Origin of the sequence: Actinophytocola sp. (assembly GCF_036555685.1) — a bacterium.
Classification (GTDB): Bacteria; Actinomycetota; Actinomycetes; order Mycobacteriales; family Pseudonocardiaceae; genus Actinophytocola.
In genome coordinates, this window is record NZ_DATBKY010000225.1 from 1 (window position 1) to 26140 (window position 26140).

At 71.2% G+C, this 26140-nt stretch carries 19 protein-coding genes and 1 tRNA gene; 16 read left to right on the plus strand and 4 right to left on the minus strand.

Going from position 1 to position 26140, the window contains the following annotated elements; genetic code table 11:
• Together VH969_RS20960 and VH969_RS20965 are read right to left on the minus strand one after the other, a co-directional pair.
• A partial coding sequence (locus tag VH969_RS20960; protein WP_331976781.1) for a glycoside hydrolase family 3 N-terminal domain-containing protein occupies positions 1–629 on the minus strand: 629 nt, incomplete at its 3' end.
• 643 nt (positions 630–1272) lie between these two features.
• Positions 1273–2079 carry an HAD-IB family hydrolase gene (locus tag VH969_RS20965; protein WP_331976783.1) on the minus strand — a complete coding sequence of 269 codons (807 nt, stop codon included), beginning with the start codon at positions 2077–2079 and terminating at the stop codon, positions 1273–1275.
• A 351-nt stretch (positions 2080–2430) separates the two neighbouring features.
• Here VH969_RS20965 and ssd point away from each other — a divergent pair, with 351 nt between their 5' ends.
• From ssd to VH969_RS21005, 8 genes are all read left to right on the plus strand, one after another.
• The gene (ssd, locus tag VH969_RS20970) at positions 2431–3531 is read left to right on the plus strand and encodes a septum site-determining protein Ssd (RefSeq protein WP_331976785.1); all 1101 of its coding nucleotides are present in this window, start codon (positions 2431–2433) and stop codon (positions 3529–3531) included.
• A 498-nt stretch (positions 3532–4029) separates the two neighbouring features.
• Complete coding sequence (locus tag VH969_RS20975; protein WP_331976787.1) at positions 4030–5175, plus strand: TadA family conjugal transfer-associated ATPase; 1146 nt, start codon at positions 4030–4032, stop codon at positions 5173–5175.
• A 92-nt stretch (positions 5176–5267) separates the two neighbouring features.
• Positions 5268–6053, plus strand: a complete 786-nt coding sequence (locus tag VH969_RS20980; protein WP_331976789.1) for a type II secretion system F family protein — start codon at positions 5268–5270, stop codon at positions 6051–6053.
• On the plus strand, positions 6050–6754 hold the full coding sequence (locus tag VH969_RS20985; protein WP_331976791.1) for a type II secretion system F family protein: 705 nt from the start codon (positions 6050–6052) through the stop codon (positions 6752–6754). Before VH969_RS20980 ends, VH969_RS20985 begins: the two co-directional genes overlap by 4 nt.
• A gap of 28 nt (positions 6755–6782) precedes the next feature.
• Entirely contained in the window at positions 6783–6986 is a 204-nt protein-coding gene (locus VH969_RS20990; protein ID WP_331976793.1) for a DUF4244 domain-containing protein, read from the plus strand.
• Complete coding sequence (locus tag VH969_RS20995; protein ID WP_331976795.1) at positions 6986–7366, plus strand: TadE family type IV pilus minor pilin; 381 nt, start codon at positions 6986–6988, stop codon at positions 7364–7366. Before VH969_RS20990 ends, VH969_RS20995 begins: the two co-directional genes overlap by 1 nt.
• Complete coding sequence (locus VH969_RS21000; protein WP_331976797.1) at positions 7363–7767, plus strand: Rv3654c family TadE-like protein; 405 nt, start codon at positions 7363–7365, stop codon at positions 7765–7767. The genes VH969_RS20995 and VH969_RS21000 overlap by 4 nt, the downstream gene beginning before the upstream one ends.
• 197 nt (positions 7768–7964) lie before the next feature.
• The gene (locus VH969_RS21005; RefSeq protein WP_331976799.1) at positions 7965–8591 is read left to right on the plus strand and encodes a bifunctional DNA primase/polymerase; all 627 of its coding nucleotides are present in this window, start codon (positions 7965–7967) and stop codon (positions 8589–8591) included.
• Positions 8592–9370: 779 nt separating this feature from the next.
• Here the strand turns inward: VH969_RS21005 and sftH are convergent.
• Positions 9371–11725, minus strand: coding sequence for a DNA 3'-5' helicase SftH (sftH, locus tag VH969_RS21010; protein ID WP_331976801.1), 2355 nt, complete (start codon positions 11723–11725; stop codon positions 9371–9373).
• A gap of 664 nt (positions 11726–12389) precedes the next feature.
• On the opposite strand from sftH, the gene VH969_RS21015 reads away from it, so the two are divergent.
• The 7 genes from VH969_RS21015 to VH969_RS21045 all read left to right on the plus strand — a co-directional run bounded on the left by VH969_RS21015 (position 12390) and on the right by VH969_RS21045 (position 23653).
• On the plus strand, positions 12390–14699 hold the full coding sequence (locus VH969_RS21015; RefSeq protein WP_331976803.1) for a sodium-translocating pyrophosphatase: 2310 nt from the start codon (positions 12390–12392) through the stop codon (positions 14697–14699).
• Between the two features lie 101 nt (positions 14700–14800).
• Positions 14801–15397 (plus strand): hypothetical protein, encoded by a 597-nt coding sequence (locus VH969_RS21020; protein WP_331976805.1) that lies wholly within the window; start codon positions 14801–14803, stop codon positions 15395–15397.
• A gap of 131 nt (positions 15398–15528) precedes the next feature.
• Complete coding sequence (gene topA / locus VH969_RS21025; RefSeq protein WP_331976807.1) at positions 15529–18291, plus strand: type I DNA topoisomerase; 2763 nt, start codon at positions 15529–15531, stop codon at positions 18289–18291.
• 19 nt (positions 18292–18310) lie between these two features.
• Entirely contained in the window at positions 18311–19522 is a 1212-nt protein-coding gene (locus tag VH969_RS21030) for a hypothetical protein (RefSeq protein ID WP_331976809.1), read from the plus strand.
• 43 nt (positions 19523–19565) lie between these two features.
• Positions 19566–20255: a hypothetical protein gene (locus VH969_RS21035; RefSeq protein WP_331976811.1), complete on the plus strand. Its 690-nt coding sequence runs from the start codon at positions 19566–19568 to the stop codon at positions 20253–20255.
• Between the two features lie 60 nt (positions 20256–20315).
• Positions 20316–22466 carry a bifunctional MFS transporter/dTMP kinase gene (locus tag VH969_RS21040; protein WP_414638588.1) on the plus strand — a complete coding sequence of 717 codons (2151 nt, stop codon included), beginning with the start codon at positions 20316–20318 and terminating at the stop codon, positions 22464–22466.
• Positions 22463–23653, plus strand: coding sequence for a DNA polymerase III subunit delta' (locus VH969_RS21045; protein ID WP_331976813.1), 1191 nt, complete (start codon positions 22463–22465; stop codon positions 23651–23653). Before VH969_RS21040 ends, VH969_RS21045 begins: the two co-directional genes overlap by 4 nt.
• 191 nt (positions 23654–23844) lie before the next feature.
• Here the strand turns inward: VH969_RS21045 and VH969_RS21050 are convergent, their stop codons facing one another.
• Positions 23845–25857 carry a hypothetical protein gene (locus VH969_RS21050; RefSeq protein WP_331976815.1) on the minus strand — a complete coding sequence of 671 codons (2013 nt, stop codon included), beginning with the start codon at positions 25855–25857 and terminating at the stop codon, positions 23845–23847.
• 110 nt (positions 25858–25967) lie between these two features.
• Between VH969_RS21050 and VH969_RS21055 the strand changes: the two genes are divergently transcribed.
• Positions 25968–26044 (plus strand) — tRNA-Thr (locus VH969_RS21055).
• The last annotated feature ends 96 nt before the right edge of the window (positions 26045–26140 follow it).

Below are 26140 nucleotides of genomic sequence, written 5' to 3' on the forward strand. Positions count from 1 at the left end.
TGCTGGTAGCCGTCGATCTCGGCGGTGACGAGGCTCGACGTGAGGTCGGGGCTCGACGAGAAGCTGCGCGCGCCGATGACCGGGTTCAGCGGGTTGGAGTTGACGTCCGCGACCGGGGCGAAGTTCTCGTTGACGCCCATCGCGCGCAGCTCGGTGGCGTTGATCGTGGCGAGTGCCTTGGCGTCGGCGGTGCTGCGGCCGGCGCCGACGGCCATGTTCGCGGGGTACTCGGTCGCGGGCGACTCCAGCCGGGTGACGTTGCCACCCTCCTGGTCGATCGCGATCTCCAGCGGGATGTGGGTGTTGTACCTCACCGCGGCCCGCTGCAGGCCGTTGGAGAACGCGGCGAGCTGCTTGGGCCCGTCGACGTTGTCGGTGGTGGAGTTGTTGAAGTAGATGACGCCGCCGACGCCGTACTTCTCGATCACCTGCGCGGGCGTGTCGACGCCGTAGTTCTGCCGGTTGGTTGGGTGCGCCTCGTCGGCGGACTGGCCCCACACGGAGATGACGAACAGCTGGGCGATCTTCTGGTCGAGCGACATGCCGCGCAGTTGCGCCTGCGCCTGGGCGAGCAGGGCGTCCTTCTGTTGCGAGGTCCGGGATTCGCCGGGCACTTCGGCCTGACTCACCCCGCTAACCATCGCCGAGCTCGCGACCACGGCGATCGCGACGGACAGACTGCGACGGGCTAATGAACGAGACATGGGCACCACGGCCTCCCTGGCCGGCCAGCAGGGTCACTCCGTAACCTCTTAACCGATAGCTAGCAGCAGAGGTAAGTTACCCACGTCCACGTTGGACCGGCAAGGGCGCGTTCGGGGCAATGTGTGGTCCCGTCCGCGGGGCAGTAAAAGGGCGATCCCGGCCCACGTTGCCGTGGGCGGGATCGCCCAAATCGCCCGCACAGAACGCTCGGGTTACCAAGCGTGCAACTGTGTCGTACCTACCTGGCCTCGGCGTCCGGCGTCCCGGTACGCAGTCCCTTGACGACATGCCTCCCGCGGCTGGCTGCGCGTGGGTGCCCGGTGTTCTGTGCACGGAGCCCCACCGGGGTGGCCGGAGCTTCTCTTCCGCTTCGACCCTGGCCGATCGGGGGTCCGCATGTCCTTTCTACCCAGTGATGGAGGTCACTTCAAGGCCACAATCCGGTGCACCGTTACAGAGCCGTACAGGTGTCGACGAACACTCGTCGTGAGCGTATTCTGCAGGCTCTTTCCCCAGCTCATAAGCGGTGTGCTTCGGACTCGGTACCGCCATGCGGGTGGAGGTTGGTTACCGTTTCCGCCGGCGGTGGATCCCGTACCACGTGGCGCCCGCGGTCGCGATCGCGCCGAGGCCGATCGCGGCGACCGCCGTGGCTGTTCCGGACGGCGGCTGGAACCGCGAACGCAACGACACGGGCTTGCTGAACTGGAGCACGGGCCAGCCGCGTTCGGCCGCGAGCGCGCGCAATCCCTTGTCCGGGTTGACAACCGTGGGGTGGCCGACGGCCTCCAGCATGGGCAGGTCGGTGATCGAGTCGGAGTAGGCGTGGCAGGCGGCGAGGTCGTAGCCGCGTTCGGCGGCGAGCTCCTTGATCGCGGCGGCCTTGTTCTCGCCGTAGCAGTAGAAGTCGATCTCGCCGGTGTAGCGGCCGGCGGCCTCGACCATGCGGGTACCGATGCTGTGCGTGGCACCGATCATCTCCGCGATCGGTGTGACGACCTCGGCTCCGGAGGCGGACACGATCACGACGTCGTCGCCCTCTGCCTTGTGCGCGGCGATGAGTTCCGCGGCCTCGGCGTACACGAGCGGGTCGACGATGTCGTGCAGCGTCTCCTCGACGATGGCGCGGACCTGCGCGACGTCCCAGCCGGTGCAGAGCGCGGCGAGGTGCGCGCGGATCCGCTCGACCTGGTCGGCGTCCGCGCCGGACGCGGCGAAGACGAACTGGGCGTACGCGCCCTTCAACACGGCGCGGCGGTTGATCAGGCCGCTGCGGAAGAAGGGGCGGCTGAAGGCCAGCGTGCTCGACTTTGCGATGACGGTCTTGTCGAGGTCGAAGAACGCGGCGGCGGACCTGTCATCGGGCTGGGTCACGAGGTCAGCATAGGTAGTGGACCTGACCGTTGCGGCCTTGTCATCAACCTGCCGCACCCGTTCAAGCAAGTTGCAACCAAGACGCGGAACCAACGGGATACAGTGGGTGTTGTCCGGCTTTGTGCCGGATGGGTTCAGCTCGACCCCCCGGAGCTGAACCATCGACGACCCCCGTCCCTCCCCCCTGGCGGGGGTCGTCCCTTTCTCCGGGCGTCTCTCGAGTTGTCCACAACTCGCGCGCTTGTCCACATGTCGATCTTGGTGCGTTGTCGTCCCGGCGATCCCGGCCGATCGTGATTACGCGGCCAGGCACCCGCCGGCCGTCGTGACACGACCAGCTCAAAGGGGGGCATGGTGGACTCGAACCGCCCGGTGGCCTTCGTCGAGGACGAGGACCTGCTCGACGACGTGCTGAAGCTGGCGGCCGCCGCCGGCTGCGATCTCGAATGCGTGCCAGACGCGGCCGCCGCACGCCTGCGCTGGTCGACGGCGCCGCTGGTCCTGCTGGACGCCGCGGGTGCACAGGCGTGCGAGCGAGCAGGCCTGCCCCGTCGCGACGCCGTGGTCCTGGTGAGCACCGAACCGGCGCCGAAGGGCCTGTGGGAACGCGCGGTCGAGATAGGCGCCGAACGGGTGATCGAGCTTCCCGGCGCCGAGTCATGGCTGGTAAGCGCCCTGGCCGACGCGACGGAAGCGCCCGCTCCCACAACGGGAAGAGCCGTGGCCGTGGTAGGCGGCCGAGGCGGCGCGGGCGCGTCCGTCTTCGTGGCCGCCCTCGGCCTGACCGCCCTGCGCATGAACCAAAGCGCCCTGCTGATCGACTGCGACCCGCTGGGCGGCGGCCTGGATCTGGTACTGGGCGCGGAATCCGAGCAAGGCCTGAGATGGCCGGACATGCACCTACGTGCCGGCCGCGTGGCCGCATCGAGCCTTCACGACGCCCTGCCGAGCCGCACAAGGGGAACAACGCGCCTGACGGTGCTTTCCGGTGCCCGCAAAGGCAAAGCGCCTGCCCCCGACGCAGTGGCGGCCGTCCTGGAAGCCGGCCGGCGCGCCGGCGAGACCGTGATCTGCGACCTGCCACGCGCGCTGGACCCCGCTGCGCAAGCGGCGCTGACCCGAGCAGACCTGACAGTGATAGTCGTCCCCGGCGAGGTCCGAGCCTGCGTATCGGCGAAGCTCCTCGCGGAGCGCCTGTCAGATCTGGGAGCCAAGGCACACCTGGTAGTCCGCGGCCCAGCCCCGGGTTTTCTGCACCCGGACGAGGTGGCAAAGGCGGTGAACCTGCCCTTGCTGACGTCCATGCGTCCAGAACCGAATCTGGCCCCAACCCTCGACCGCGGCGACTTCAGCCCGCGCCCCAGAGGTCCACTCGCAATCGCGGCAAGGACAACGCTGGCCGCCCTGGCCGCCCAACCACTGCGATCGACCCGCCACCTGCGAGCCGCGTGATGCGCCGCCAAAGCCGCTTCAGCGTTGTCCCACAACCACAACAAGCCCGACCCGCAACTGTGCCGAAGAACCGATGCCCAGCCTCAACCCAACCATGCCCGACGTACCCGAACGCCCCGCTGGTCTGCGAACCCTGCGCAGCTCAACACATCCCAACAGATCTTCGAGCAGCCTCATGACCCACCAAGCCGTTACCGTCCACATGCGAAACCGCAGTCACGAAGCCGAGATCACGCGTAGCTGGATCTTGTCCACATGCGACTCGCGATCACCCCAACCAGAGGGGAATCGGAGAGCCTCGAGGTCATCCGCGTCAAGTGCCCCAACAGACCTCAGCGATGTGTCGGCCGGCCGAGCCGCGGCGAGGATCGCCGACCGGTCGCGGAGTCGTCTCGACAGTCGTAGCGTCGAGATCACCTCGGCGGAGGTCCCTCGACTCGTCCGCGATTGCTGGCGGGACTTCGAGTTCTGGCTGGCCGAGCCGCGGCGGGGATCGGCATGAGCGTCCCCACCGATCTGGTCGACCGCGTCCGGAGCCGCCTCGCCAGTAGTGGCCTCGAGATCACCTCCGCGGAAGTCGCTCGCGCCGTTCGTGAGGAGGCCGGCGGCGTCGTGGGCGACGCGGACGTCCTCGAAGCGCTCCGGCTCATGCGTCAGGAGTTCGTCGGCGCCGGCCCACTCGACCCACTGCTCCGCGCCCCCGGCACCACCGACGTCCTCGTCACCGGCCCCGACCAGGTCTGGCTCGACGGCGATGGCGGCCTCCGGCGCACGGACGTCACCTTCCCCGACGAGGACGCCGTCCGCCGCCTCGCGCAGCGGCTCGCCCTCATCTGCGGCCGGCGCCTCGACGACGCCCAGCCGTTCGTCGATGCCTGGCTACCCGCCGGCGCACTCGGCCGCGTCCGTCTCCATGCCGTCCTCCCGCCGATCGCCCCCGACGGCACGTGCCTCTCGCTCCGCGTCCTCCGCCGTGCCGGCCACGACCTGGACTCCCTGCGCGAGCTGGGCACTTTCGACAAGCGCACCCACGACATCCTCGAGGCAATCGTCGACGCCCGCCTCGCGTTCGTGGTCACCGGCGGCACCGGTGCCGGCAAGACCTCGTTGCTCAGCGCACTACTCGGCCGCGTCGACCACAGCGAACGGATCATCACGGTCGAAGACGCCGGCGAGCTCCAGCCCGACCATCCGCAGTTCGTTCGTCTCATAGCCCGCCCACCGAACGTCGAGGGCGCGGGCGAGGTCACACTGGCCGACCTCGTCCGCCAGGGCCTACGCATGCGTCCCGACCGAATAGTCGTCGGCGAGGTCCGCGGCGCGGAGGTCTGCGACCTCCTGACCGCCCTCAACACCGGCCACGACGGCGGCGCCGGCACGGTTCACGCCAACTCGCCCGCCGAACTCCCCGCCCGCATGGAAGCCCTGGCCGCACTGGGCGGCCTGACCCGCGAAGCGCTCCACAGCCAACTGGCCGCCGCATTCCAGGTCGTCCTGCACATGCGCCGCCACCCGGACGGCACCCGCCACCTCGACGAGATCGGCGTCCTAACCCGCACCCACAGCGGCGTGCACGTGGCGCCCGCAACCAACGAAGCCCTGGGCGCCCTACTCAAGCCGAGGGGAGTGGAGCCCCCATGTTGAGCCTCATGTACTCCGCAGCACCAGGGTGGCCGGCCGCACCCGCCTTTCGACGATTCCTTGACCTGCCCAGCCAGGCGGTCGGAGCCGACGGGTTGAGCGTTCTGTGCTGTGCCGCCGCAATACTGGCGTGGCCGTCCGCCCCCGCGACCAGGCGCCTGCGCGACCTGACCGGCGAACGCACCCGCCGGATCCGGCCGCCGCGCCCCAGCTCCGTCACCCTCGCAGCCACCGCGACCGCCGCCGGCTGGCTGGTCGCCGGGCCGGGCGGCGCGATCGCCGCACTCATCGCCACCGTCACGGCGACAGGTCGGTGGCGAGCGAGGGGAGCCCTCAACCGCTCGCTGGCGGCGGTCGACGGTCTCGCCGAAGCCATCCGCTCGCTCGTCGCCGGGTTGCGGGCAGGCGCACATCCGGCCGACGCCGCCGACTCCGCCGCGGCCGACGCACGCCCCGAGGCAGCCGCATCCATGCGTGCCATCGCCGCCGCCGCGCGACTCGACGGCGACGTGCGCCTCGCCCTCAGCACAACCGCCCAGCACACCATCGCGATCGGTTTGACCCGCGTATCGCGAGCCTGGACCCTCGCCCAGCGACACGGCCTACCGCTCGCCGACATCCTGGACGCCGTCGGCCGTGACCTCGAGCAGCGAGTCCGCTTCTCCCGCCAGGTTCTCGCCCGCATGGCGGGCCCACGCACGAGCGCGACCGTCCTCGCCTTCCTGCCCGCGCTCGGCGTGGCCCTGGGCGAGGCGATCGGCGCCCACCCGCTGCGCATGCTCACCGGCTCCGGCCAGCTCCTGCTCGCCCTCGGCGTCGCGCTCCTCTGCGCGGGGGTCGCCTGGTGCGGCCGCCTCACCAGTCAGGTGGTGCCCGAATGAACCCGACGAGCCCCTTGCTCCTCGCCGCCGCGATCCTCCTCTGGTCCCGCGCCGCCGTGTCCCGCACCCGCCTGGCCCGCCTCGGCGGAAAGCGGAACCACCGGCGCCCGGGTCCGAAGGCACAACGACTCGCGCTCGCCGCGTCCACCGGCGTCCTCACCGCGGCGGTGGTCGGCCTCCCGGCGGGCGCAGTGGCGGGCGCCGCGACGGCGGCCGCGACTTGGTGGTTCATCCGCCGCGTTACAGACAAGAGGCAAGCGAAGCCGGACCCGCTCGGCCTCGCGGCGACATGGGATCTCCTCGCCGCGTGCCTGCGCGCCGGACTCCCAGTTCCGGCCGCGGTAACCGCCATCTCGGACGACCTGCCCGACGACGCCGGACGTGCCCTCCGGGCGACCGCCGACCTGCTGGCCATGGGCGCCGACCCGGTCGACGCCTGGGCTCCGGCCATGGCCTGCCCGCAGACCGCGGCCCTGGCTCGCGGCGCCCGGCACACTGCCCGCTCCGGGACGGCTCTCGCCGACGTCGTCGCCGGCATCGCCGCGGTGGTGCGTGACTCGGCTGGCGACGCCGCCGAGGCACGGGCGCAGCGCGCGGGCGTCCTCATCGCCGCGCCGCTCGGTGTCTGCTTCTTACCCGCGTTCATCTGCCTCGGCATCGCGCCCGTCGTGGCCGGTCTTGCCGCTCAGCTCGCCATCTGACCATCCACCGAAATAAGGAGACTGACCGATGTTTCCCCGCCCGACCCCGCTGCGAATTCGTCCCCGCCGCGACTTCCTGCTCGGCGACGAAGGCATGAGCACCGTCGAGTACTGCGTCGGACTGATCGCGGCCGCAGCTCTCGCGGTCGTGCTCTACGGCATCGTGACCGGCGACGACGTGCTCAACGCGATCACCTCGATCGTCAGGCGCGCACTCACGGTGAAGCTCTGATGTCCCCGACCAGGCCCGGTCGCCGAAAACCCGAACGGGACTCGGGCGCGGTTACCGTCGAGGCGGCCATCGCGCTGGGCGCCTTCATCGCGGTGCTCGCCCTCGCACTTGCGGCGATCTCGGCAGCGATCGATCAGCTGAGATGCATCGACGCCGCCCGGGAGGCGGCCCGCCTGGTCGCCCGCGGCGAACCCGACCGTGCCCGCGCCGCCGCCGAACAGATCGCCCCGAGCAGCGCGGACGTCGCGATAAAGATCCAGGCAGACACCATCCAGGTGGACGTCCGGGCGAGACCGGTCAACGGCCTGCTACCCGGCCTCCAGCTGCACGGCGCCGCCTATGCGATCGCCGAGCCCGGTGTCGTCGAGGACAGTTCGTGACTAAGCAACGAACGGCGCGTGCCGCCGACCGCGGTTCGGCGACAATGTGGACGGCCGGCGCCATCGCCGCTCTGATGTCCGTCACCGTGCTCGTCGTGTGGCTGGGCGCGGCTGCCGCTACCAGGCATCGAGCCGCCAGCGCGGCCGACCTCGCGGCACTGGCCGCGGCCGGCGCCGTCACCGAGGGCGAGCGTTTGGCCTGCGGAAAGGCGCGGTGGGTCACCGATCACATGAGTGTGGAGATGCGCAGTTGCCGCCTGGATGGCGCCGACGCACGGGTGGAGATCGTCGCGAAGCCGCCCGGCGCGCTCGCCGGATTCGGTCCGGCCGAAGCCCGCGCACGGGCCGGACCGGCCGGTGAGCGTGGCCACGGAGGCCGAACGGTCGTCTTCGGACGGTAAGCGGCAGCGCAGAGACGATGAGCTGTCGTCCGACCCGGTCACCGGGCTTCGGTCGTGCCTATCTCGTTACTCGTTCACCGTGCCACAACGACCAGTTGTCGACTGCAAGTTTCTTCTGCCGGTGAACATGTCGTTAAGTGGCGTAGGGCACCTCGCCGGAAGCGAGCGCCCGAATTACAAGGAGGCAAGCACCCGAGATGTTGGAAATGGATTGGTCGGATAGCTGGCGCAGGGCCTTCCGCGTCGAGCTGCGCGCACAGGCCATCGGCCTCGCGTGGCGCGGGTGGCCGGTGCTGCCGGGCTCCTATCCGGCTGGCTCGCAGTGGGCGGGCCGTGAGGGCGAGGAACACACCGGGCCATGCCCCGTCCACCCGGACTGGCAGGACCGGATCGGCACCGAGCCGGAGCAGGTCGCCACGTGGTGGACCGGCCGGCCCTACAGCCTGCTGCTGGCGACCGGCGTGCAGCTGGACGCCATCGAGGTTCCCGGCCACCTGGGCCGCGGTGCCGCCCGCGTGCTGCGCAGCATCGGCCTCCCCGTGCCGATCATGGCGACGCCCGACGACCGGTGGACGTTCCTGGTCAACGCCGGCCACGAGCTCGTGCGACCGCTCGCCGAGCACGGCGACGTGATCCTGCACGCGGCCGGCAGCTACGTGCCGCTGCCGCCGACCCCGCTGCAGCACGGTGTCGTGCACTGGCGGGTGCGCCCCGAGGTGAACGGCTGGCAGATGCCGGAGTCGAGCACCGTGCAGGACGCCCTCGTCGACGCGCTGACCGCGGGCGCGAGCCACGCGCGGTCCGGGCTCGTCACCGCGGACTGAAGCCATAAGGGGATTGAGTGGGATGCGCTCAGCAGTACCCGTGAACCAGCACGCTTCGCCGGAAGCACCCTTCCGGCACGCTAGCGGTGGGCGTTCCGCAGAAATGCCGTTCCACCGCAGCCAACCCGTCCAGCAGTTCGGCACCGCTCCCGCAACCAGGTGGCCGCCCAGTGGACGGGCAGCATGTCAGGCGCTTGCAGGAGTACATCTCCCGCGGCGCGGTCAGCATCGGACACTCGGCGAGAACCTGGCCCCAGGGATGGCCGTCGCATGCGGAGGTACCCGCCTCCCCGTGACCTCCGCGATCGACGGACGCCCCGCCGAAGTCCGAACACTGACCGTGCACCGACCCGCGCGGTAGTAGAAAACTCCACGCGTCTGGCGGCATGCAGCGCGTCGGGGTGCGGAATCTCCGCCCCCGACGCGCTGCCTTTTTGTTGATGATGGCGTATTCCACGACGTTGGACACGACTTGTCGACGACGCTGAAGTTGGGTCCCCCGAGATCAACGCTACCGGCGAGCTCCGACAATTCCGGCCGCTAACGGATCTTGCCTGTGGACAACTCACGCCCCGGCCGCGAAACCGAATTCGCAGCCAGTGCTGGGCGAGGAATGCGTTCGCCGCCAATGGTTGTCAGGGTTGTCCACAGTGGCCGGAGTTGTCCACAGGTGGCTTGAAGATCGCCGAAAGTGTCGGTGTGCGCCAGTAATGTGGAAAGCGGGGGGCCCCGCGTCTGACATGATCCACAGTGGAGAGACGATCAACGACGGCGCCGAGTCAGGCCGCGGAGTCCTCGCCCTTCGACGAGCCCACCACGCGGACCACCGCGTCCAGCACCGCGACAGCCGCGGTCTTGTCGAGGGGCTCGTTTCCGTTGCCGCACTTCGGGGACTGCACGCACGACGGGCATCCCGACGGGCACTCACACGCCGCGATCGCGTCCCGGGTCGCCGTCAGCCACTCGACAAGCGCCGCATGGCCGCGGTCCGCGAAGCCCGCGCCGCCCGGGTGGCCGTCGTGGACGAAGACCGTCGCCTCGCCCGTGTCGGGGTGCATGGCCGTCGACACGCCGCCGATGTCCCACCGGTCGCACGACGCGAACAGCGGTAGCAAGCCGATCGCCGCGTGTTCGGCCGCGTGCAGCGCACCCGGCACCTCGCGGTGTGCCACACCGGCCTCCGCCAGCAGGTCCTCGGTCAGCGTGTACCAGACCGCCCGCGTGTGGAGCGTCTGCTTCGGCAGGTCCAGCGGGACCTGGTCCAGCACCTGCCCCGACGGCAGTCGCCGCAGGTAGCCGACCACGTGCGACGTCACCGCGACCTCACCAAGGTTCACGGTCACTCCGCCGAACGCCCGGTGCGACTCCGTCGACAGCACCGAGATGTCGACCTGCTCGCGCGGCGTCGTCGACCACTCCGGGTCCTCCCGGTGCACCATCGCCAGCCCGGCCTCCAGGTCCAGCTCGTCCACCACGTACGACGTGCCCTGATGCAGGTACACCGCCCCCGGATGCACGGTCGCGCACGCCGAGCCCGGGTTCACCGTGCCCAGCAGCCGCCCCGAGTCCGACTCCACCACCGCGACCTGCTCGCCGCCCGACCCGCGGATGTCGACCGACGCGTGCGGGCGCTCCCGGGACGTCCAGAACCAGCCCGTCGGCCGGCGGCGCAGCACGCCGTCCGCCACCAGGTCCTCCACTACCCGCCGCGCCGACTGCCCACCGAGCGACGACAGGCACGCGTCGGTCAGCGGCATCTCCGCCGCCGCGCACGCCAGCTGCGGGGCGAGCACGTACGGGTTCGCCGGGTCGATCACCGTCGCCTCGACCGGCTTGTCCAGCATCGCCGACGGGTTGTGCACCAGGTACGTGTCCAGCGGGTTGTCCTGCGCCACGAACACGACCAGCGCTCCGTCCCCAGCGCGTCCCGCGCGCCCGGCCTGCTGCCAGAACGATGCCAGCGTGCCCGGATACCCGGCGACGACCACCGCGTCCAGGCCCGCGATGTCCACGCCGAGCTCGAGCGCGTTCGTGCTCGCCACACCGAGCAGCGACCCCGAGGCCAGGTCCTTCTCCAGCGCCCGCCGCTCCTCGGGCAGGAACCCCGCCCGGTAGGCAGCCACCCGCCGCGGCAACGAGGAGTCCACTTCGGACAGCGCGTGCCGGGCCGACAGCGCGGTCAGCTCCGCGCCCCGCCGCGAGCGGACGAACGCCAGCGTCCGCGCGCCCTCCACCACCAGGTCCGTCAGGATCCGCGCCGTCTCCGCGCCCGCCGACCGCCGCACCGGCGCGCCGTTCTCGCCCTCGAGGGCCTCCAGCAGCGGCGGCTCCCACAGCGCGACCGTCCGCGCGCCCTGCGGCGAGGCGTCCGCGGTCACCGCCTCGCACGGCACCCCCGCCAGCAACGACGCAGACGACGCCGGGTCCGACACCGTCGCCGACGCCAGCACGAACACCGGGTCCGACCCGTACTTGCGCGCCACCCGCCGCAGCCGGCGCAGCAGCAGCGCCACATGCGAGCCGAACACCCCGCGGTACCCGTGGCACTCGTCCACCACCACGAACGCCAGCCGCCGGAAGAAATGCGCCCACTTCGCGTGCGCCGGCAGGATCCCGCGATGCAGCATGTCCGGGTTCGTGAACACCCACCGCGAGTGCGCACGCACCCAGTCCCGCTCCGGCAGCGGCGTGTCCCCGTCGAAGCTCGCCGCGCGCACCTCCGGCACGTCCAGCGACCCGACCGAGCGCAGCTGGTCCGCCCCGAGCGCCTTCGTCGGCGACAGGTACAGCGCGGTCGCCCGCCGGTCCGCGCAGAGCGCCGACAGCACGGGTGCCTGGTAGGCGAGCGACTTCCCGGACGCCGTCCCCGTGGCGATAACCACGTGCCGGCCCTCGCGTGCGTGCGTCGCGGCCTCGACCTGGTGCGCCCACGGCGACTCGACCCCGCACCGCGCGAACGCATCCCGCAGCGAGCCCGGCACCCAGTCCGGCCACGGCACCGGCGACGCCGCGCGTTCGGGCAGCTCACGCACGTGCCGCAACGGGTTCTCGCCCGTCGGCACGCCGGCGAGCACCCGGTCGAGCAGCCCGCGGCCACGCTCGGCGGCGGGCCGCGCACCCACCGAAGTACTCACGCCGACGAGCTTCGCACATCCCACCGACACTGCCCGCGCGACCGTCACGGCGCGCGGCGAGCAACTGCTCCCGGAGGATGTCCGCGGGCCTGCTGGTGCTGGGCGAGCTCGCGGGGGACGTGCAGGTAGATCCAGCGGACCGGCAGTGGGCCGTGCCGGGAGCCGGCGACGACGTCGGCGTGTCCGCACCGGCTATCGGGGTCGACCGGTCGAACGCAGCAGGGATCAGGCGGGATTCCACAGCGGGCACGGCTCTCTCACATGATCATGGGATCTCAGCGATCACATGGCCGACGAGGCCGTGCCCGCCCACATTCAGGGTGATCGACTTTGCCGACCCTGACCCTCTCCGGGGGCACCCCCGTCATCCATTCTTCCGGTGAGGACCGACGAAAACGGCTGGTCGGGGGCCTCTGTGGACAGGCATGCGGGTTGTGGACGACCGTGCTGGATCGATTCCCTGGACCGATCACGCGTGGGGGCCGAAAGTAGGTCGAAAGGCCTGTTGGCGGGATGCCTCGCGGGGCGTGCAAGTACAACCAATAGACTCCGCCGACGTCCCATCAATACCTGGTGGCGCAGTACGTCCCGCGCAGGGACGACCTCGGCCCGGTCAGGCCGTCCGGTAGCGCGCCGACATCAGGCAGAAGTACCTGGAGGACCGATGTCCCCGCAGTACCTGGCGGAAGGCCCGCCGCTGACCGGCGGTGAGCGCGGCGTGGTCGTCGTGGTGGCCATTGTCGCTCTCGCTGCCCTCGCCGTTGGCTACAAGCTGCTCAGGGAGGTGCTCGGCGCCGGCCAGGGCACTTCGAAGATGCAGGACATCGCCAAAGCGGTGCAGGAAGGCGCAAACGCATACCTCAAGCGGCAGCGGAACACGCTGCTGATCTTCGGCGTCGTCGTGTTCGCGCTGCTCTTCGCGCTCCCCGCGGACGGCGCCGCCGAGCTGATCGGCCGGTCGGTGTTCTTCGTGATCGGCGCGGCCTTCTCGTTCTCGATCGGCTACCTCGGCATGTGGCTGGCCACGCAGGCGAACCTGCGTGTCGCGGCCGCGTCCCGCGAGCCGTCCGGCCGCGAGATCGCGATGCGGGTCGCGTTCCGCACCGGCGGCGTGGTCGGCATGTCCACCGTCGGGCTCGGCCTGTTCGGCGCCTCGATCGTCGTGCTCGCCTACGCGGGCGACGCGCCCAAGGTGCTCGAGGGCTTCGGCTTCGGCGCCGCGCTGATCGCCATGTTCATGCGTGTCGGCGGCGGCATCTTCACCAAGGCCGCGGACGTCGGCGCCGACCTGGTCGGCAAGGTCGAGCAGAACATCCCCGAGGACGACCCGCGCAACGCCGCCACCATCGCCGACAACGTCGGCGACAACGTCGGCGACTGCGCGGGCATGGCCGCGGACCTGTTCGAGTCCTACGCCGTGACCCTCGTCGCCGCGCTGATCCTCGGCTCCACCGCGTTCGGCGCGCAGGGCCTGCTGTTCCCGCTGATCGTCCCCGCCCTCGGCGTCATCACGGCGGTCATCGGCGTCTACATCACCCGCGCCCGCGCCGGCGAGAGCGGCCTGACCGCGATCAACCGGTCGTTCTACATCTCCGCGCTGATCTCCGCGATCCTGTGCACCGCCGCGGCGTTCATCTTCCTGCCGACCTCGTTCGCCGACCTGACCGACTCGGCCACGGCCGACGTCAGCGGCAGCCCGGCGCTCATCGCGGCCGTGGCCGTGATCATCGGCATCGTTCTGGCCGGCATCATCCTGTGGCTCACCGGCTACTTCACCGGCACCGAGCACAAGCCGGTCAAGGACACCGGCCGGACCTCGCTGACCGGGGCCGCCACCGTGATCCTCTCCGGCATCTCGGTCGGCTTCGAGTCAGCGGTCTACACGGCGATCGTCATCGGCGCGGCCGTCTACGGCGCGTTCCTGCTGTCCGGCTCGCTGTTCGTGTCGCTGTTCGCGATCGCGCTCGCCGGCTGCGGCCTGCTGACCACGGTCGGCGTCATCGTCGCGATGGACACGTTCGGCCCGGTTTCCGACAACGCCCAGGGCATCGCCGAGATGTCCGGCGACGTCGAGGGCGAGGGCGCGGCGATCCTGACCGAGCTCGACGCGGTGGGCAACACCACCAAGGCGATCACCAAGGGCATCGCGATCGCGACCGCCGTACTAGCGGCGACCGCGCTGTTCGGCTCGTACCTGACCGCGATCACCGACGCGCTCGCCGAGGCCAAGGCCAACCTGAACCTCGACGACTTCATCGTGTTCAGCCCCAAGGTGCTCGTCGGCATCCTGATCGGCGCCTCGGTCGTGTTCATGTTCTCCGGCCTCGCGATCAACGCCGTGTCCCGCGCCGCGGGTGCGGTCGTGTTCGAGGTGCGCCGCCAGTTCCACGACAACCCCGGAATCATGGACGGCACCGTCCGCCCGGAGTACGGCCGCGTCGTGGACATCTGCACCCGCGACTCGCTGCGGGAGCTCGCCACGCCGGGCCTGATGGCCGTGCTCGCCCCGATCGCCGTCGGCTTCGGCCTCGGCGTCGGCCCGCTGGCCGGCTACCTCGCCGGCGCCATCGCGACCGGCACGCTGATGGCGGTGTTCCTGGCCAACTCCGGTGGCGCCTGGGACAACGCCAAGAAGCTGGTCGAGGACGGCCACCACGGCGGCAAGGGCTCCGAGGCCCACGCGGCCACGGTCATCGGTGACACGGTCGGCGACCCGTTCAAGGACACCGCCGGCCCGGCGATCAACCCGCTGATCAAGGTGATGAACCTGGTCTCGCTGCTGATCGCGCCCGCGATCGTGACGCTGTCGGTCGGTGAGGACGCCAACGCCGGCCTGCGGATCACCTTCGCGGTCCTCGCGGCGCTGCTCGTCGCCGGCGCGATCTTCGTGGCCAAGCGGCGCGGCACGGCGATCTCCGACAACCCGGCGGACTCGTCGGACAAGGAGACGCCGGTCAAGAACGGCGCGCAGTGATCGAATAGCTCGACCCGCAGAGAACGGGCCCACCACGGAGAGTCTCGTGGTGGGCCCGTTTCTGTTCCCAAGGATCGAACTGGTGTTCTATCCTCTCCCGGGTGGCCCAGCTGTCGTTCTACTCCGCCGACGCCAACCCGCCGGCCCGCGGCGACATCGCCGGGCTGCTCTGCGGGCCCGGCCGGCTGGTGAGCTTCGGCGGGGTCACCGCGCGCCTCTCGGTGCCCGTCCCGGAGGCCTGGCGCGGCCAGGCCCTCCGCCGCGCGCTCGCCGACCGCGGCGTCGACGCGACCCTCTACACGAGCGGGGACGGGCTGCTCCTGCGTACCGCGTTCCGCCGCGACCTGACCGCGCTCGCCGCCGCGTGGACCGCCGGCACGGAGAAGACGTGCCCGCCGGGAGTCACCCTCGGTGGCGCCGCATTGCGGCTCTGGGTGCTCGCCGCCGGCGAGTGGACCGACGGCAGCTACCTCCTGCGGCTCGACCCGGCCGCGCCGGACACGCACGAGACGCTCGCCGGGGTGGTCACCGCGTGTGGTCTGCCGGCCCATCCGTACAATGCCGAGGACGGTGGCCCTGGCCTGCGCATATCCGGCCGCCGTCGGCTCGCGCGGCTCGCCGAGCTGGTCGGTCGGCCACCGTCCGCAGCCGCCGAGAGCCACTGGCCGGCGGTATCCCGTGTGCGGCGAACTGCCTGAGCGTGCTACTCAGGTATAGGGGCGTACCGCCGTCGGGGAGTGTGCCGCTAGGCACCTGGGGGTAGGTATCACGATGAGCAACGTGCACACTGTCGAGCTGAGAGTGAGCTCGACAAGAGAGCGGGACAAGCGTGGCAGGAACGACCAAGACGAAGAAGAGCGGTGCGACGAACGGGTCTGAACCCCGGCGGCTGGTGATCGTCGAGTCACCGGCCAAGGCGCGCAAGATCGCCTCGTACCTCGGCCGGAACTTCGTCGTCGAGTCCTCTCGCGGGCACATCAGGGACCTGCCGCGCAAGGCGGCGGAGGTGCCCGCCAAGTACAAGGGCGAGGCCTGGTCCAACCTCGGCGTCAACGTCGACAACGGCTTCGAGCCCATCTACATCGTGACCCCGGACAAGAAGTCCACGGTCACCGAGCTCAAGGAAGCGCTCAAGTCGGTCGACGAGCTCTACCTCGCGACGGACGGCGACCGCGAGGGCGAGGCGATCGCCTGGCACCTGATCGAGGCGCTCAAGCCCAAGGTGCCGGTGCGCCGCATGGTGTTCCACGAGATCACCGAGTCCGCCATCCGCGCGGCCGCCGAGCAGACCCGCGACCTCGACCAGGACCTCGTCGACGCACAGGAGACCCGCCGCATCCTCGACCGGCTCTACGGCTACGAGGTCAGCCCGGTCCTGTGGAAGAAGATCATGCGGAACCTCTCCGCGGGCCGCGTGCAGTCGGTCGCCACGCGGATCGTGGTGGACCGCGAACGCGAGCGGATGAAGTTCGTCTCCGCCTCGTACTGGGACATCTCCGCGAGGCTCGACGCGGGTGCCGAGGCCGACCCGCGCAACTTCGGCGCGCGGCTGCTGTCCGTCGACGGCACGCGCCTCGCGACCGGCCGCGACTTCACCCAGGGCGGCGAGCTCAAGGCCGGGGCGAACGTGCTGCGCCTCGACGAGCCCGAGGCCCGCCGCCTCGCCGACGCGCTCACCGGCGCCTCGCTGACCGTCTCCAGCGTCGAGGAGAAGCCCTACACGCGGCGGCCGTACGCGCCGTTCATGACCTCCACGCTGCAGCAGGAGGCCGGCCGCAAGCTGCGGTTCTCGGCGGACCGGGCGATGCGCATCGCCCAGCGCCTGTACGAGAACGGCTACATCACCTACATGCGTACCGACTCCACGACGCTGTCCGAGACGGCGATCGCGGCGGCCCGGTCCCAGGCGCGCGAGCTCTACGGCGACGCGTACGTCTCGCCGCAGCCGCGCCAGTACAACCGCAAGGTCAAGAACGCCCAGGAGGCGCACGAGGCGATCCGGCCCGCCGGCGAGGTGTTCCGCACCCCCGGCCAGGTCGCCGGCGAGCTCGAGTCCGACGAGTTCCGCCTCTACGAGCTGATCTGGCAGCGCACGGTCGCCTCGCAGATGGCCGACGCGCGCGGCACCACGATGAGCGTGCGCATCACCGGCACCGCCGCGAGCGGCGAGGAGTGCACGTTCGCCGCGTCCGGCCGCACGATCACGTTCCCCGGCTTCCTGCGGGCCTACGTCGAGGCCGTCGACTCCGAGGAGGGCGGCGAGGCCGACGACGCCGAGCGCAGGCTGCCGCACCTCACCAAGGGCCAGGGCGTCACCGCCACCGAGCTCACCCCGGACGGCCACACCACGAGCCCGCCGCCGCGCTACACCGAGGCGAGCCTGGTCAAGACGCTCGAGGAGCTCGGCATCGGCCGGCCGTCGACGTACGCGTCGATCATCAACACGATCCAGGACCGCGGCTACGTGTGGAAGAAGGGCTCCGCGCTCGTGCCGTCGTGGATCGCGTTCTCCGTGGTCGGCCTGCTGGAGCGGCACTTCGGCCGGCTCGTGGACTACGACTTCACCGCCGCGATGGAGGACGAGCTCGACCGCATCGCCGCCGGCGAGCAGGAGCGCACCGAGTGGCTCACCGGGTTCTACTTCGGCGGCGAGATGGGCGCCGAGGGCTCGGTCGGCCGCTCCGGCGGGCTGAAGAAGCTCGTCGGGTCCGGTGTGGACACCATCGACGCGCGGGAGATCAACTCCATCCCGCTGTTCACCGACGAGGCGGGCCGCACGATCGTCGTCCGTGTCGGCCGGTACGGGCCCTACCTCGAGCGCGACGGCGACGGTCCCGACCCCGGCGGCAACCCGCAGCGGGCGAACCTGCCCGAGGACCTGCCGCCGGACGAGCTGACCGTCGAGATCGCCGAGAAGCTGTTCGCCACCCCGGTCGAGGGCCGCTCGCTCGGCACAGACCCGGTGACCGGCCACGAGATCGTGGCCAAGGAGGGCCGCTTCGGGCCGTACGTCACCGAGGTCCTGCCCGAGCCGGAGGACCCGAAGGCGAAGAAGGCCAAGCCGCGCACCGGGTCGCTGTTCAAGTCGATGGCCGTCGAGTCGGTCTCCCTCGAGGACGCGCTGCGGCTGCTGTCCCTGCCCCGCGTGGTCGGCAACGACCCGAACAGCGGCGAGGAGATCACCGCGCAGAACGGCCGCTACGGCCCGTACCTGAAGAAGGGCACCGACTCCCGGTCGCTGGCCAAGGAGGAGGACATCTTCACGGTCACCCTCGACGAGGCGCTCAAGCTCTACGCCGAGCCCAAGCGCCGGGGCCGCCAGGCCGCCGCGTCCGCGCCGCCGCTCAAGGAGCTCGGCGCCGACCCGGCGTCCGGCAAGCCGATGATCGTCAAGGACGGCCGGTTCGGCCCGTACGTGACCGACGGCGAGGTCAACGCGTCGCTGCGCAAGGCTGACAGCGTCGAGACGCTCACCGACGAGCGCGCGGCCGAACTGCTCGCCGAGAAGCGCGCGAAGGGCCCGGCACCGAAGCGCCGCCGCGCCACGACGAAGTCGACCACCAAGCGCGCCACGGCCAAGTCCAAGTCCTGACAGGCGCTACGGTCCTCGCGTGAGCGAGACCACGGTCGACCGGGCGGCCGGGCGCGACCCCGACAGTGACCGGGCGCGGCTCGAGGCGGCCCTGCGCCGCCGGGGGCTGCCGCTCGTCGTGCGGCGCGACCGCCGCGGCTCGGCGATCCTGCGGCGCGCGACGCCGGCGCTGGCCTTCCTGCTGGTCAACGACCCGCTCTCGACGATCCTCGCCCGTGAGCTGACGGTCACCGAGACCGAGCTGACCCGGCGGCTGAACAACACGGCGTGGGTCTTCGTCCTCCTCGCCATCACGCTGGCGGCACTCGTCGTCCCGATCGTCGCGGGGTGGGGTGCCTCGCGGTGGATGCGCTCGATGGGCCGGACGGGACGGCTCGTCCTCGCCTGCACGCTGCTCGTGCTGGTGTTGCTCGTCCTGCCGGTGGTGGAGTGGGCGATCGGCTGGCGCTCGCCGCTGTGGCTGAACCTCACGATCAACGGTGGCCTCACCCTGTTCGTGCTCGTGGGCGTGTTCGCGGGCGCCGGCTCGATCCTCGCGTGGGCGACGCGGCTCGCGTTCACGCAGCTCGGCAAGGTCGGGGCGATGGCGACGCAGGCGCTGCCGCTGCTCGTGCTGGTCGTGCTGTTCGCGTTCTTCTCGACCGAGATGTGGGAGATCGCGGACGCGTTGCCGCGCCCGCAGCTGTGGCTCGTCGTCGCGTCCCTCTCGGCGCTCTCGGTGCTGTTCATGATCGCGACGCTGCGCGAAGAGCTGGGCCGGATGGTCGACGAGGCGAGCGAAGGGTCGCTGCCCGGGCTGCCGGCCAAGCTCGCCGACCTGGCCGTCGAGGACGGGCCGGACGAGGTGAAGCTCCACCGCCGCGAGCGGGTGAACCTCATGCTCGTGCTCTTCCTCGCGCAGGCGCTGCAGATCGCGCTGCTCGCCGTACTGGTGTTCTGCCTGTTCATCGGCCTGGGCGCGCTCGCGGTGAGCCCGTCGGTCGTGGTCTCGTGGATCGGCGAGGAGGCGTACGAGCAGGCCGGCACGCTGTTCGGCGTCCAGCTCCCGGTACCGAACGCGCTGGTGCAGCTGTCCATCTTCCTGGCGGCGTTCTCCGGGCTGTACTTCACCGCGTCGGCGGCTACCGATCCGCTCTACCGCAAGTCATTCTTCGAACCACTGGTCGCCGATGTCCGGGTCAGCCTCGCGGTCCGGCACGCGTACCTCGCTCGCACCAGCGGCAGGGCTTAGCCTGGACGTTGAGTGACGAGCCCGTAGCTCTCGAGGGAGTGGCATGACGAACGACGGCACCCACGATCCGGTCCCGCCGCCGGTGCTGGCCGATCCGCTCGCCGGCCTGGTGACCGGCGCGCGGTACGAGCCAGAGCCGCTGCGCGTCCGCGTCACCGAGCCGCCCATGCCGGACATCTCGGCGGTCCGCGAGGCGATGGCCTCGGTCCTCGACGAAAACTCCGAGCTGGACCTGGCCTCGATCGGCCCGGCCGCGGACTTCTTCACCGACTCCACCGGCGAGACGACGGCGGCCCCACCCACCGCCCCGGCGGCGCCCGCGCCGTCCGCGGCCCCTCCGGCCGCACCCGTCGCGCAGGTTCCGGTCGCCCAGGTGCCGACGCAGGCATCGGGTCAGCCCGCGCCGGCACCGGCTCAGGCGCCGCTCGCACCGGCCGCCAAGGCGCCGACCCGCGGGCCGGTCACCCGCGTCACACCGCCGTCGGGCATCCCGTCGCCACGCGGCGCGAGCACGCCCGACCGCGTGCCGCCGCCCGTCAAGCGCGGTGAGGACACCCGGGCGATCCGGCTACCGGGCGGGTTCATGCGGCGCCGGCCGAAGGTGCCGGCGGCCATCGGCTCGTCGTCCCTCGGAAGTGTGACGGTCATCATCGGATTACTCTTGGTGATGGCCGTGCTCGGGATCGTCTTCCTCGCTAGCTTCATCGACACGGTCGCCGCGGTTTTCGACTGACACGCCGCACCCCCGTTTCCAGGACGACCCGATCACCCACTACGGTCCGACCGTCCTTACATGCTCGTCCGGGCTACTCTGGAGCTGCGGGCTGCGTGGAGAAGGGGTGGAGTTATCAGCGGGGGCGCGGACTTCGACTCGGGTGTCGGCGTAGGTGCGTCGACCCGGTCGAACGCGTCCATCACGCACCGTGCCCGCAGTGTCCTTGCGATCCGCGGCTTCCGCCGGCTCTGGGGCGTCACCTACTTGTGCAGCATTGGTGACTGGCTGTCACTGCTGGCGCTGACCGGCCTCGTCACCAAGCTCACCGAGGGATACCAGGCGCAGAGCTTCGCGTTCGCCGGCGTCGTGCTCACCCAGCTGCTGCCCGGCCTGCTGTTCGCCCCGCTCGGCGGCCTGCTCGCGGACCGGTTCGACCGCCGCAAGATCATGGTGATCTGCGACGTCGTGCGCTGTGCCCTGTTCATCTCGATCGCCGTCGTCGGCTCCACGCTGTGGCTGTTCATCGGGAACTTCCTCATCGGCTGCTGCGCGATGCTGTGGATCCCGTCGAAGGACGCGGCGGTGCCGAACCTGCTGCGCCGGCCGGACCAGGTGGAGACAGCGAACCAGCTCGGCATGGTGATGACCTACGGCATCGCCGTGATCACCGGTGCCGGCCTCTACGCCGCGATCACCGGTATCACCACGAACCTCAACATCCAGCCGGACCCGTCGGGCCTGGGCATCGCCAAGATCATCCTGGTCATCAACGGCCTGCTCTACCTGACGAGCGCGATCCTCGTCGCGACCCGCATTCCCGAGCTGTCCCGCCGCGACTCGACGCCGTCCCCGCGCCTGTCTCGCAAGGACAGCGGCGAGGAGAAGCTCGGCTTCGTCGCGATGGTCCGCGACGCCGCCGAGTTCGTGCGCACCACCCCGCTCGTCCGCGGCCTGCTCATCGGCATGCTCGGCGCCTTCGTGGCGGCGGGCGCGCTCATCGGCTCGGCGAACCTGTACGCGAACAGCCTGCGCGGCGGCCAGTCCACGTTCGGCCTGTTGTTCGTCGCGATGTTCATCGGACTCGCGTCCGGCATGGCCGGCTCGCCCAAGCTCGCCCGGCGGCTGCCGCACAACCGGCTGTTCGGCATCGCGATCGTGCTTGCCGGGCTCGTGCTGTGCCTCGTCGCGCTGTCGCCGCACCTCGCCGTCTCGCTGGTCACCGTCATGGTCGTCGGGGCGTGCGCGGGCGCGGCGTTCCTCACCGGCGTGACGATCATCGGCACCCAGATCGAGGACGCGATCCGCGGTCGCATCAACGCGATCTACCAGTCGCTGATGAAGATCATCCTGGCCGGGACGATGGCGGTGACGCCGGTTCTGGTCGGTCTGGTCAGGCCGCACAACGTCATCGTCTGGGGCAGGCCCATGACGATCGACGGCACCCGTCCGGTGCTGCTCGGCGCGGGCCTGCTCGCCGCGCTGGTCGGCGTGATCGCCTACCGGCAGATGGACGACCGCCGCACCGAGCCGATCCTCGCCGACCTGCTCGCCGCGATCCGCCGCAAGCCGCGCCGCTCGACCGGCCTGCTGGTCGCGGTCGAGGGCGACGTCGTCGAGGACACGTCGACGCAGGCGCGCATGCTCACCGACTGGCTGCGCCGGCCGGGCACCAAGGAAGTACTGCTGGCGACCGACCCGGCCCTCGACGACGAGCGCCTGCGGACCGTGCTGACCGGCGCGCACCTCGCGGGCGCGCGGGCGCACGCGCTGGTCGCCGCGGCCGTGCGGGCGGACATCGTCGAGCGGCAGATCCGCCCGGCACTGGAACGCGGCGCGCTCGTGGTGATGGAGCGGTTCGTGGACAGCCCGCTGGCGCACCTGTCCGCGGCGGCCGGCCTCGACCCGGCCGAGCTCGAGGGCCTGGCCGACTGGGCGACCGCGCGGCTGCGCCCGGACGTCACGATCCTGCTCGACCGCGACCCGAGCACGCTGGCCGGCGACGGCGCGCCGCAGCCGACCCAGCATCATTGGCACGTGCAGCGTGTGTTGACGGAGATGGCGTCGGCCGATCCCGACCGGTACGTGGTCGTGGACGCGGACGGCACGCCCGACCAGGTGGCCGAGCGGGTGCGGCTCGCGGTACAGACCGCGCTGGCCGGCAGGCGGCTGGCGAGCCTGGTGCCGCCGCAGAACCTCGAGGCCGCCGTGCCGGCGGGGGAGTCCTCGTGACGGTCTGGGACCAGGTCGTCGGCCAGCCCGAGGCCGTCGCCGTGCTGACCGCGTCGGCGGAGGTGGCGGCGTCCATGGTGGACGGCACGTTCACCGGCTCGGCGTCGGCGGTGCCGCACGCGTGGCTGTTCACCGGTCCGCCCGGCTCGGGCCGCTCGGTCGCGGCGCGGGCGTTCGCGGCGGCGCTGCAGTGCGAGACGGGCACCGGGTGCGGCACGTGCCCCGGCTGCCGGACGTCGATGGCGGGCACGCACGCGGACGTGCACGTCGTCGTCCCCGAAGGCCTGTCGATCTCGGTGGCGGAGATGCGCGCGCTGGTCCAGATCTCCGCACGGCGGCCGACCGGCGCCCGCTGGCAGGTCGTCATCATCACGGATGCCGATCGCCTGACCGAGGGCGCGGCGAACGCGTTGCTGAAAGCGGTGGAGGAGCCGCCGGCGCGGACGGTGTTCCTGCTGTGCGCGCCGTCGGACCATCCGGACGACGTGCCGGTGACGATCCGCTCGCGGTGCCGGCATTTGGGCCTGCGCACCCCGGCGGCGACGGCGATCGCCGAGGTGCTCCGTGCCCGCGACGGAATCTCCGGCGAGATGGCCGACTGGGCGGCGTCGGTCTGCGGTGGTCACGTGGGCCGCGCCCGCCGCCTGGCCACCGACGAGGCGGCCCGGTCCCGGCGCGAGTCGGTGCTGCGGATCCCGTTGTCCCTCAACCGCTTGTCGGATGTGTTCACCTGCGCCGACGACCTGGTGAAGTCGGCCGAAGCGGACGCGAACGAGGTGAGCGGCGCCCGCGACGAGGCCGAGAAGGAAGCGCTGAAGACGGCCATGGGCCACGGCGGGACGGGCAAGGGCACGGCCTCCGCGACCCGAGGCAGCGCGGCGGCGATCAAGGAACTGGAGCGCCGCCAGAAGTCGAGAGCAACCCGAACCCAGCGCGACGCGATCGATCTGGCGTTGGTAGACCTGGCCGGCTTCTACCGCGACGTGCTCGTGGTGACGAGTTCGGCGCCGGCGGCCCTGAACCACCCCGACCGGGAGCCGGAGGCCCGCAAGGCCGCGAACACGTGGCCCCCGGAGTCGACGCTGCGCCGCCTGGAAGCGGTGCTGGCGTGCCGGGAAGCCTTGGAGCTGAACGTGAAACCCCGCATCGCGATCGAAGCCATGCTGACCACCCTCCACCACGGCTGACCTGTGGACAGCGCGGCTGGTTCTGTCAGCCCCCACCGGTAGTCTGGAAATCGGGGGACCCCCGGCCGGTTGTCCACAACCCGCGAACCTGTCCACAGATCCGCAAGCGTCGCCCGGAATCGTCAGAGATCGCCACTACGCTGGATTCCGGGGGCCGGAGGCCGCCCCCCGACAGCGGCCTCCGGATTCGGTCAGCTATCCCGTCGCTTCCGCGGCATCAGCGGCAACTTGGGCGTCCACTTCGGAGCATCCGCGGCTGGTTTCGCTTCGGCCTCGACGGTGCTGTCGGCGTCCGTGCCATCCTGCGCGTCGGCTTCCTTTGTGGCCGGGTCGGTGTCGGTCGGCTCCGTCTCCGGTTCGCCTTCGGCTGGCTGCGCGTCGGCATCGAGGGGTATTGCGGCGTCCGCGTCCGGCTCCCTGCCGGCTTCCACCACGGCCTCGGTTTGGTCCAAGTCGGTCTCAGTCGGCTGCGCCTCGGGCGGACGTCCGGCCCCATCAGCGTCTGGCTCCGTGTCGGTCTCCGCGTCCGGCCCGGCGACGGCACCCATCTCCCGGTCGTCGCGCCCACCGTCCGGCGGCAAACCCGTCGGCCGCACGCCGACCGGCGCGTACACGCGCGGCCGCCGCATGGTGCCCGGCACCGCCGCCACCAGCACCACGCCGACCAGCAGCATCGCCGTGCCTGTCCAGAACATCGGGATCGTCTGGTACGCCATCGTCGTGTACGCCAGGTGGCCCGGCGGCTTCATGCCCTGCGGCCTCGGCTCGGGCGGCGGCGACGGGTTGGCCGAGGGCAGGCACACGACGCCGCCCGCCGGGGCGTATGCCCGCGCCACCTGCTCGCCCAGCGACACCTGCGCCAGCGCCGACGGCAGGTTCGGCAGGCCCAGCGCCGCGGTCGGCAGCACCTGCAGGTCGAGCATCCGCGCGGTCGCGCCCAGCTGGTAGCCCTTGAACGGGTCGGTCATCGCGGCGCTGCGCTCGTCCAGCTGCGCCACGCCGATGCGCAGCACGCCGAGATCCAGCTTGCGCAGCCGGTCGCTCACCGCCTGGCCGTTCGCGAGCAGACCGCCGATGACCGGCATGTCCTTCGCCGCGGGCACGTCCGGCAGCGGGATGCCGATCGGCACGTCCAGCTTCGGGTGCGCCGCGTCCAGCCCACCGAGCTTCCTGCCGCCCTGCCACACCTCGAGCACCGGCGCGGTGTAGTCCACGGAGGACGTCTTCGCGTCGCCCGTGGACGTGACTCGCAGCGTCGGCGGGCTCACCACGCGGATCTCGATCGCGAACGGCGTGCCGGCGAGCAGCGACAGCTTGGCGACCTGCAGCGTGGACGTCGACTGCACGGCCTTGTTCTTCGAGCCCGGAATGTCGACGAGCCGGACCGTCGAGTGGGCGGACAGCGTGTTCGGCAGGCTGATCAGCGAACCGTCCGACTTGGTGCTCGAGCCGCCGGACAGCACGCCACCGAGCGTGCTCAGCGGCCCGGAAAGCTTCTTCAACCCGTCGACGACGGCCTTGTCCTGCTGGCCGGTCAGCTTCGGCGAGTCGAACACGCCGGACAGGTCGGTGACGCTGGGCAGCGTCGGGATCGAGTTGACCAGCGAGACGCTGCCGACCTCGGTGGACGCGTCCGAGATCGTGTCCACGCACGGGCCGAGCTCCTCGTCCCACTGCGCGTGCACCTGGCCGGTGAGCCCGCGAGCGCTGACCAGCGCGTCGAGCGGGGTGGACGGCAGCTCGAGCCCACTGTGCACGGGCTGCGGGTTGTTCGGCGGCGCGGTCTGCGAGAGGGCGCCCGGGGCCTGCGGGCTGGAGCCCTGCACGGCGGCCCCACCCGGCGCGGCCTCGGCGACGGCTCGTTCGTAGGAGAGGTAGGCCTCGGAGTTGGCCTGCGCGGTCGCGAGCCCGAAGCCCAGCTCGGCGGCCGACTGCTTGGGGAGCTTGTCGGCCGCGCCGGGGGAGATGGTCCTGGTGGGGGCGGAGTTGGGCAGGATCCGGACGATGCCGAGCCCGGTACCGGCGTCCCCGACGGCGTGCGCGGTCTGCTTCGCCGCGGCCGGCGCGGACATGGGTGGGGAGTGGCGATTGGTTGGCGTCGGCAGCGGCGTGGTGACCGGTTGCGCGCTCGCCGGGGCAGCAGACAGCGCGAGTGCGACGGCCACCAGCGGCAAGGCCGTGGCGACGGTTAAGCGTCCCCGCATCGGCCGGCCCCTCCTAGCATGTTCACGGGTTCCCCGACCTGTGTCCGATTCACTAACGAGCCCGGTGCGTGCAGGTGACGGCCACGGGCCAGCTACACTGAACGCGCTTCGCCGCCTTAGCTCAGTCGGCCAGAGCGGCTCACTCGTAATGAGCAGGTCGTCGGTTCGATTCCGACAGGCGGCTCCACTCGGCCGGGTCCACGTGATCGCACGTGGGCCCGGTCTTTGTCTTGAGCCGGTCTTGAGCCTGGTTCTTTACCGTTGAGGGATATGCGAGCGTTGT

What these genes read in the sequence shown, in the direction of transcription:
- ssd (WP_331976785.1), top strand. Translation starts at nt 2,431, where the DNA reads ATGGTGGACTCGAACCGCCCGGTGGCCTTCGTCGAGGACGAGGACCTG.
- VH969_RS20975 (WP_331976787.1), top strand. Translation starts at nt 4,030, where the DNA reads ATGAGCGTCCCCACCGATCTGGTCGACCGCGTCCGGAGCCGCCTCGCC.
- VH969_RS20985 (WP_331976791.1), top strand. Translation starts at nt 6,050, where the DNA reads ATGAACCCGACGAGCCCCTTGCTCCTCGCCGCCGCGATCCTCCTCTGG.
- VH969_RS20990 (WP_331976793.1), top strand. Translation starts at nt 6,783, where the DNA reads ATGTTTCCCCGCCCGACCCCGCTGCGAATTCGTCCCCGCCGCGACTTC.
- VH969_RS20995 (WP_331976795.1), top strand. Translation starts at nt 6,986, where the DNA reads ATGTCCCCGACCAGGCCCGGTCGCCGAAAACCCGAACGGGACTCGGGC.
- VH969_RS21005 (WP_331976799.1), top strand. Translation starts at nt 7,965, where the DNA reads ATGTTGGAAATGGATTGGTCGGATAGCTGGCGCAGGGCCTTCCGCGTC.
- VH969_RS21015 (WP_331976803.1), top strand. Translation starts at nt 12,390, where the DNA reads ATGTCCCCGCAGTACCTGGCGGAAGGCCCGCCGCTGACCGGCGGTGAG.
- VH969_RS21035 (WP_331976811.1), top strand. Translation starts at nt 19,566, where the DNA reads ATGACGAACGACGGCACCCACGATCCGGTCCCGCCGCCGGTGCTGGCC.
- VH969_RS21040 (WP_414638588.1), top strand. Translation starts at nt 20,316, where the DNA reads ATGCTCGTCCGGGCTACTCTGGAGCTGCGGGCTGCGTGGAGAAGGGGT.
- VH969_RS21050 (WP_331976815.1), bottom strand. Translation starts at nt 25,857, where the DNA reads ATGCGGGGACGCTTAACCGTCGCCACGGCCTTGCCGCTGGTGGCCGTC.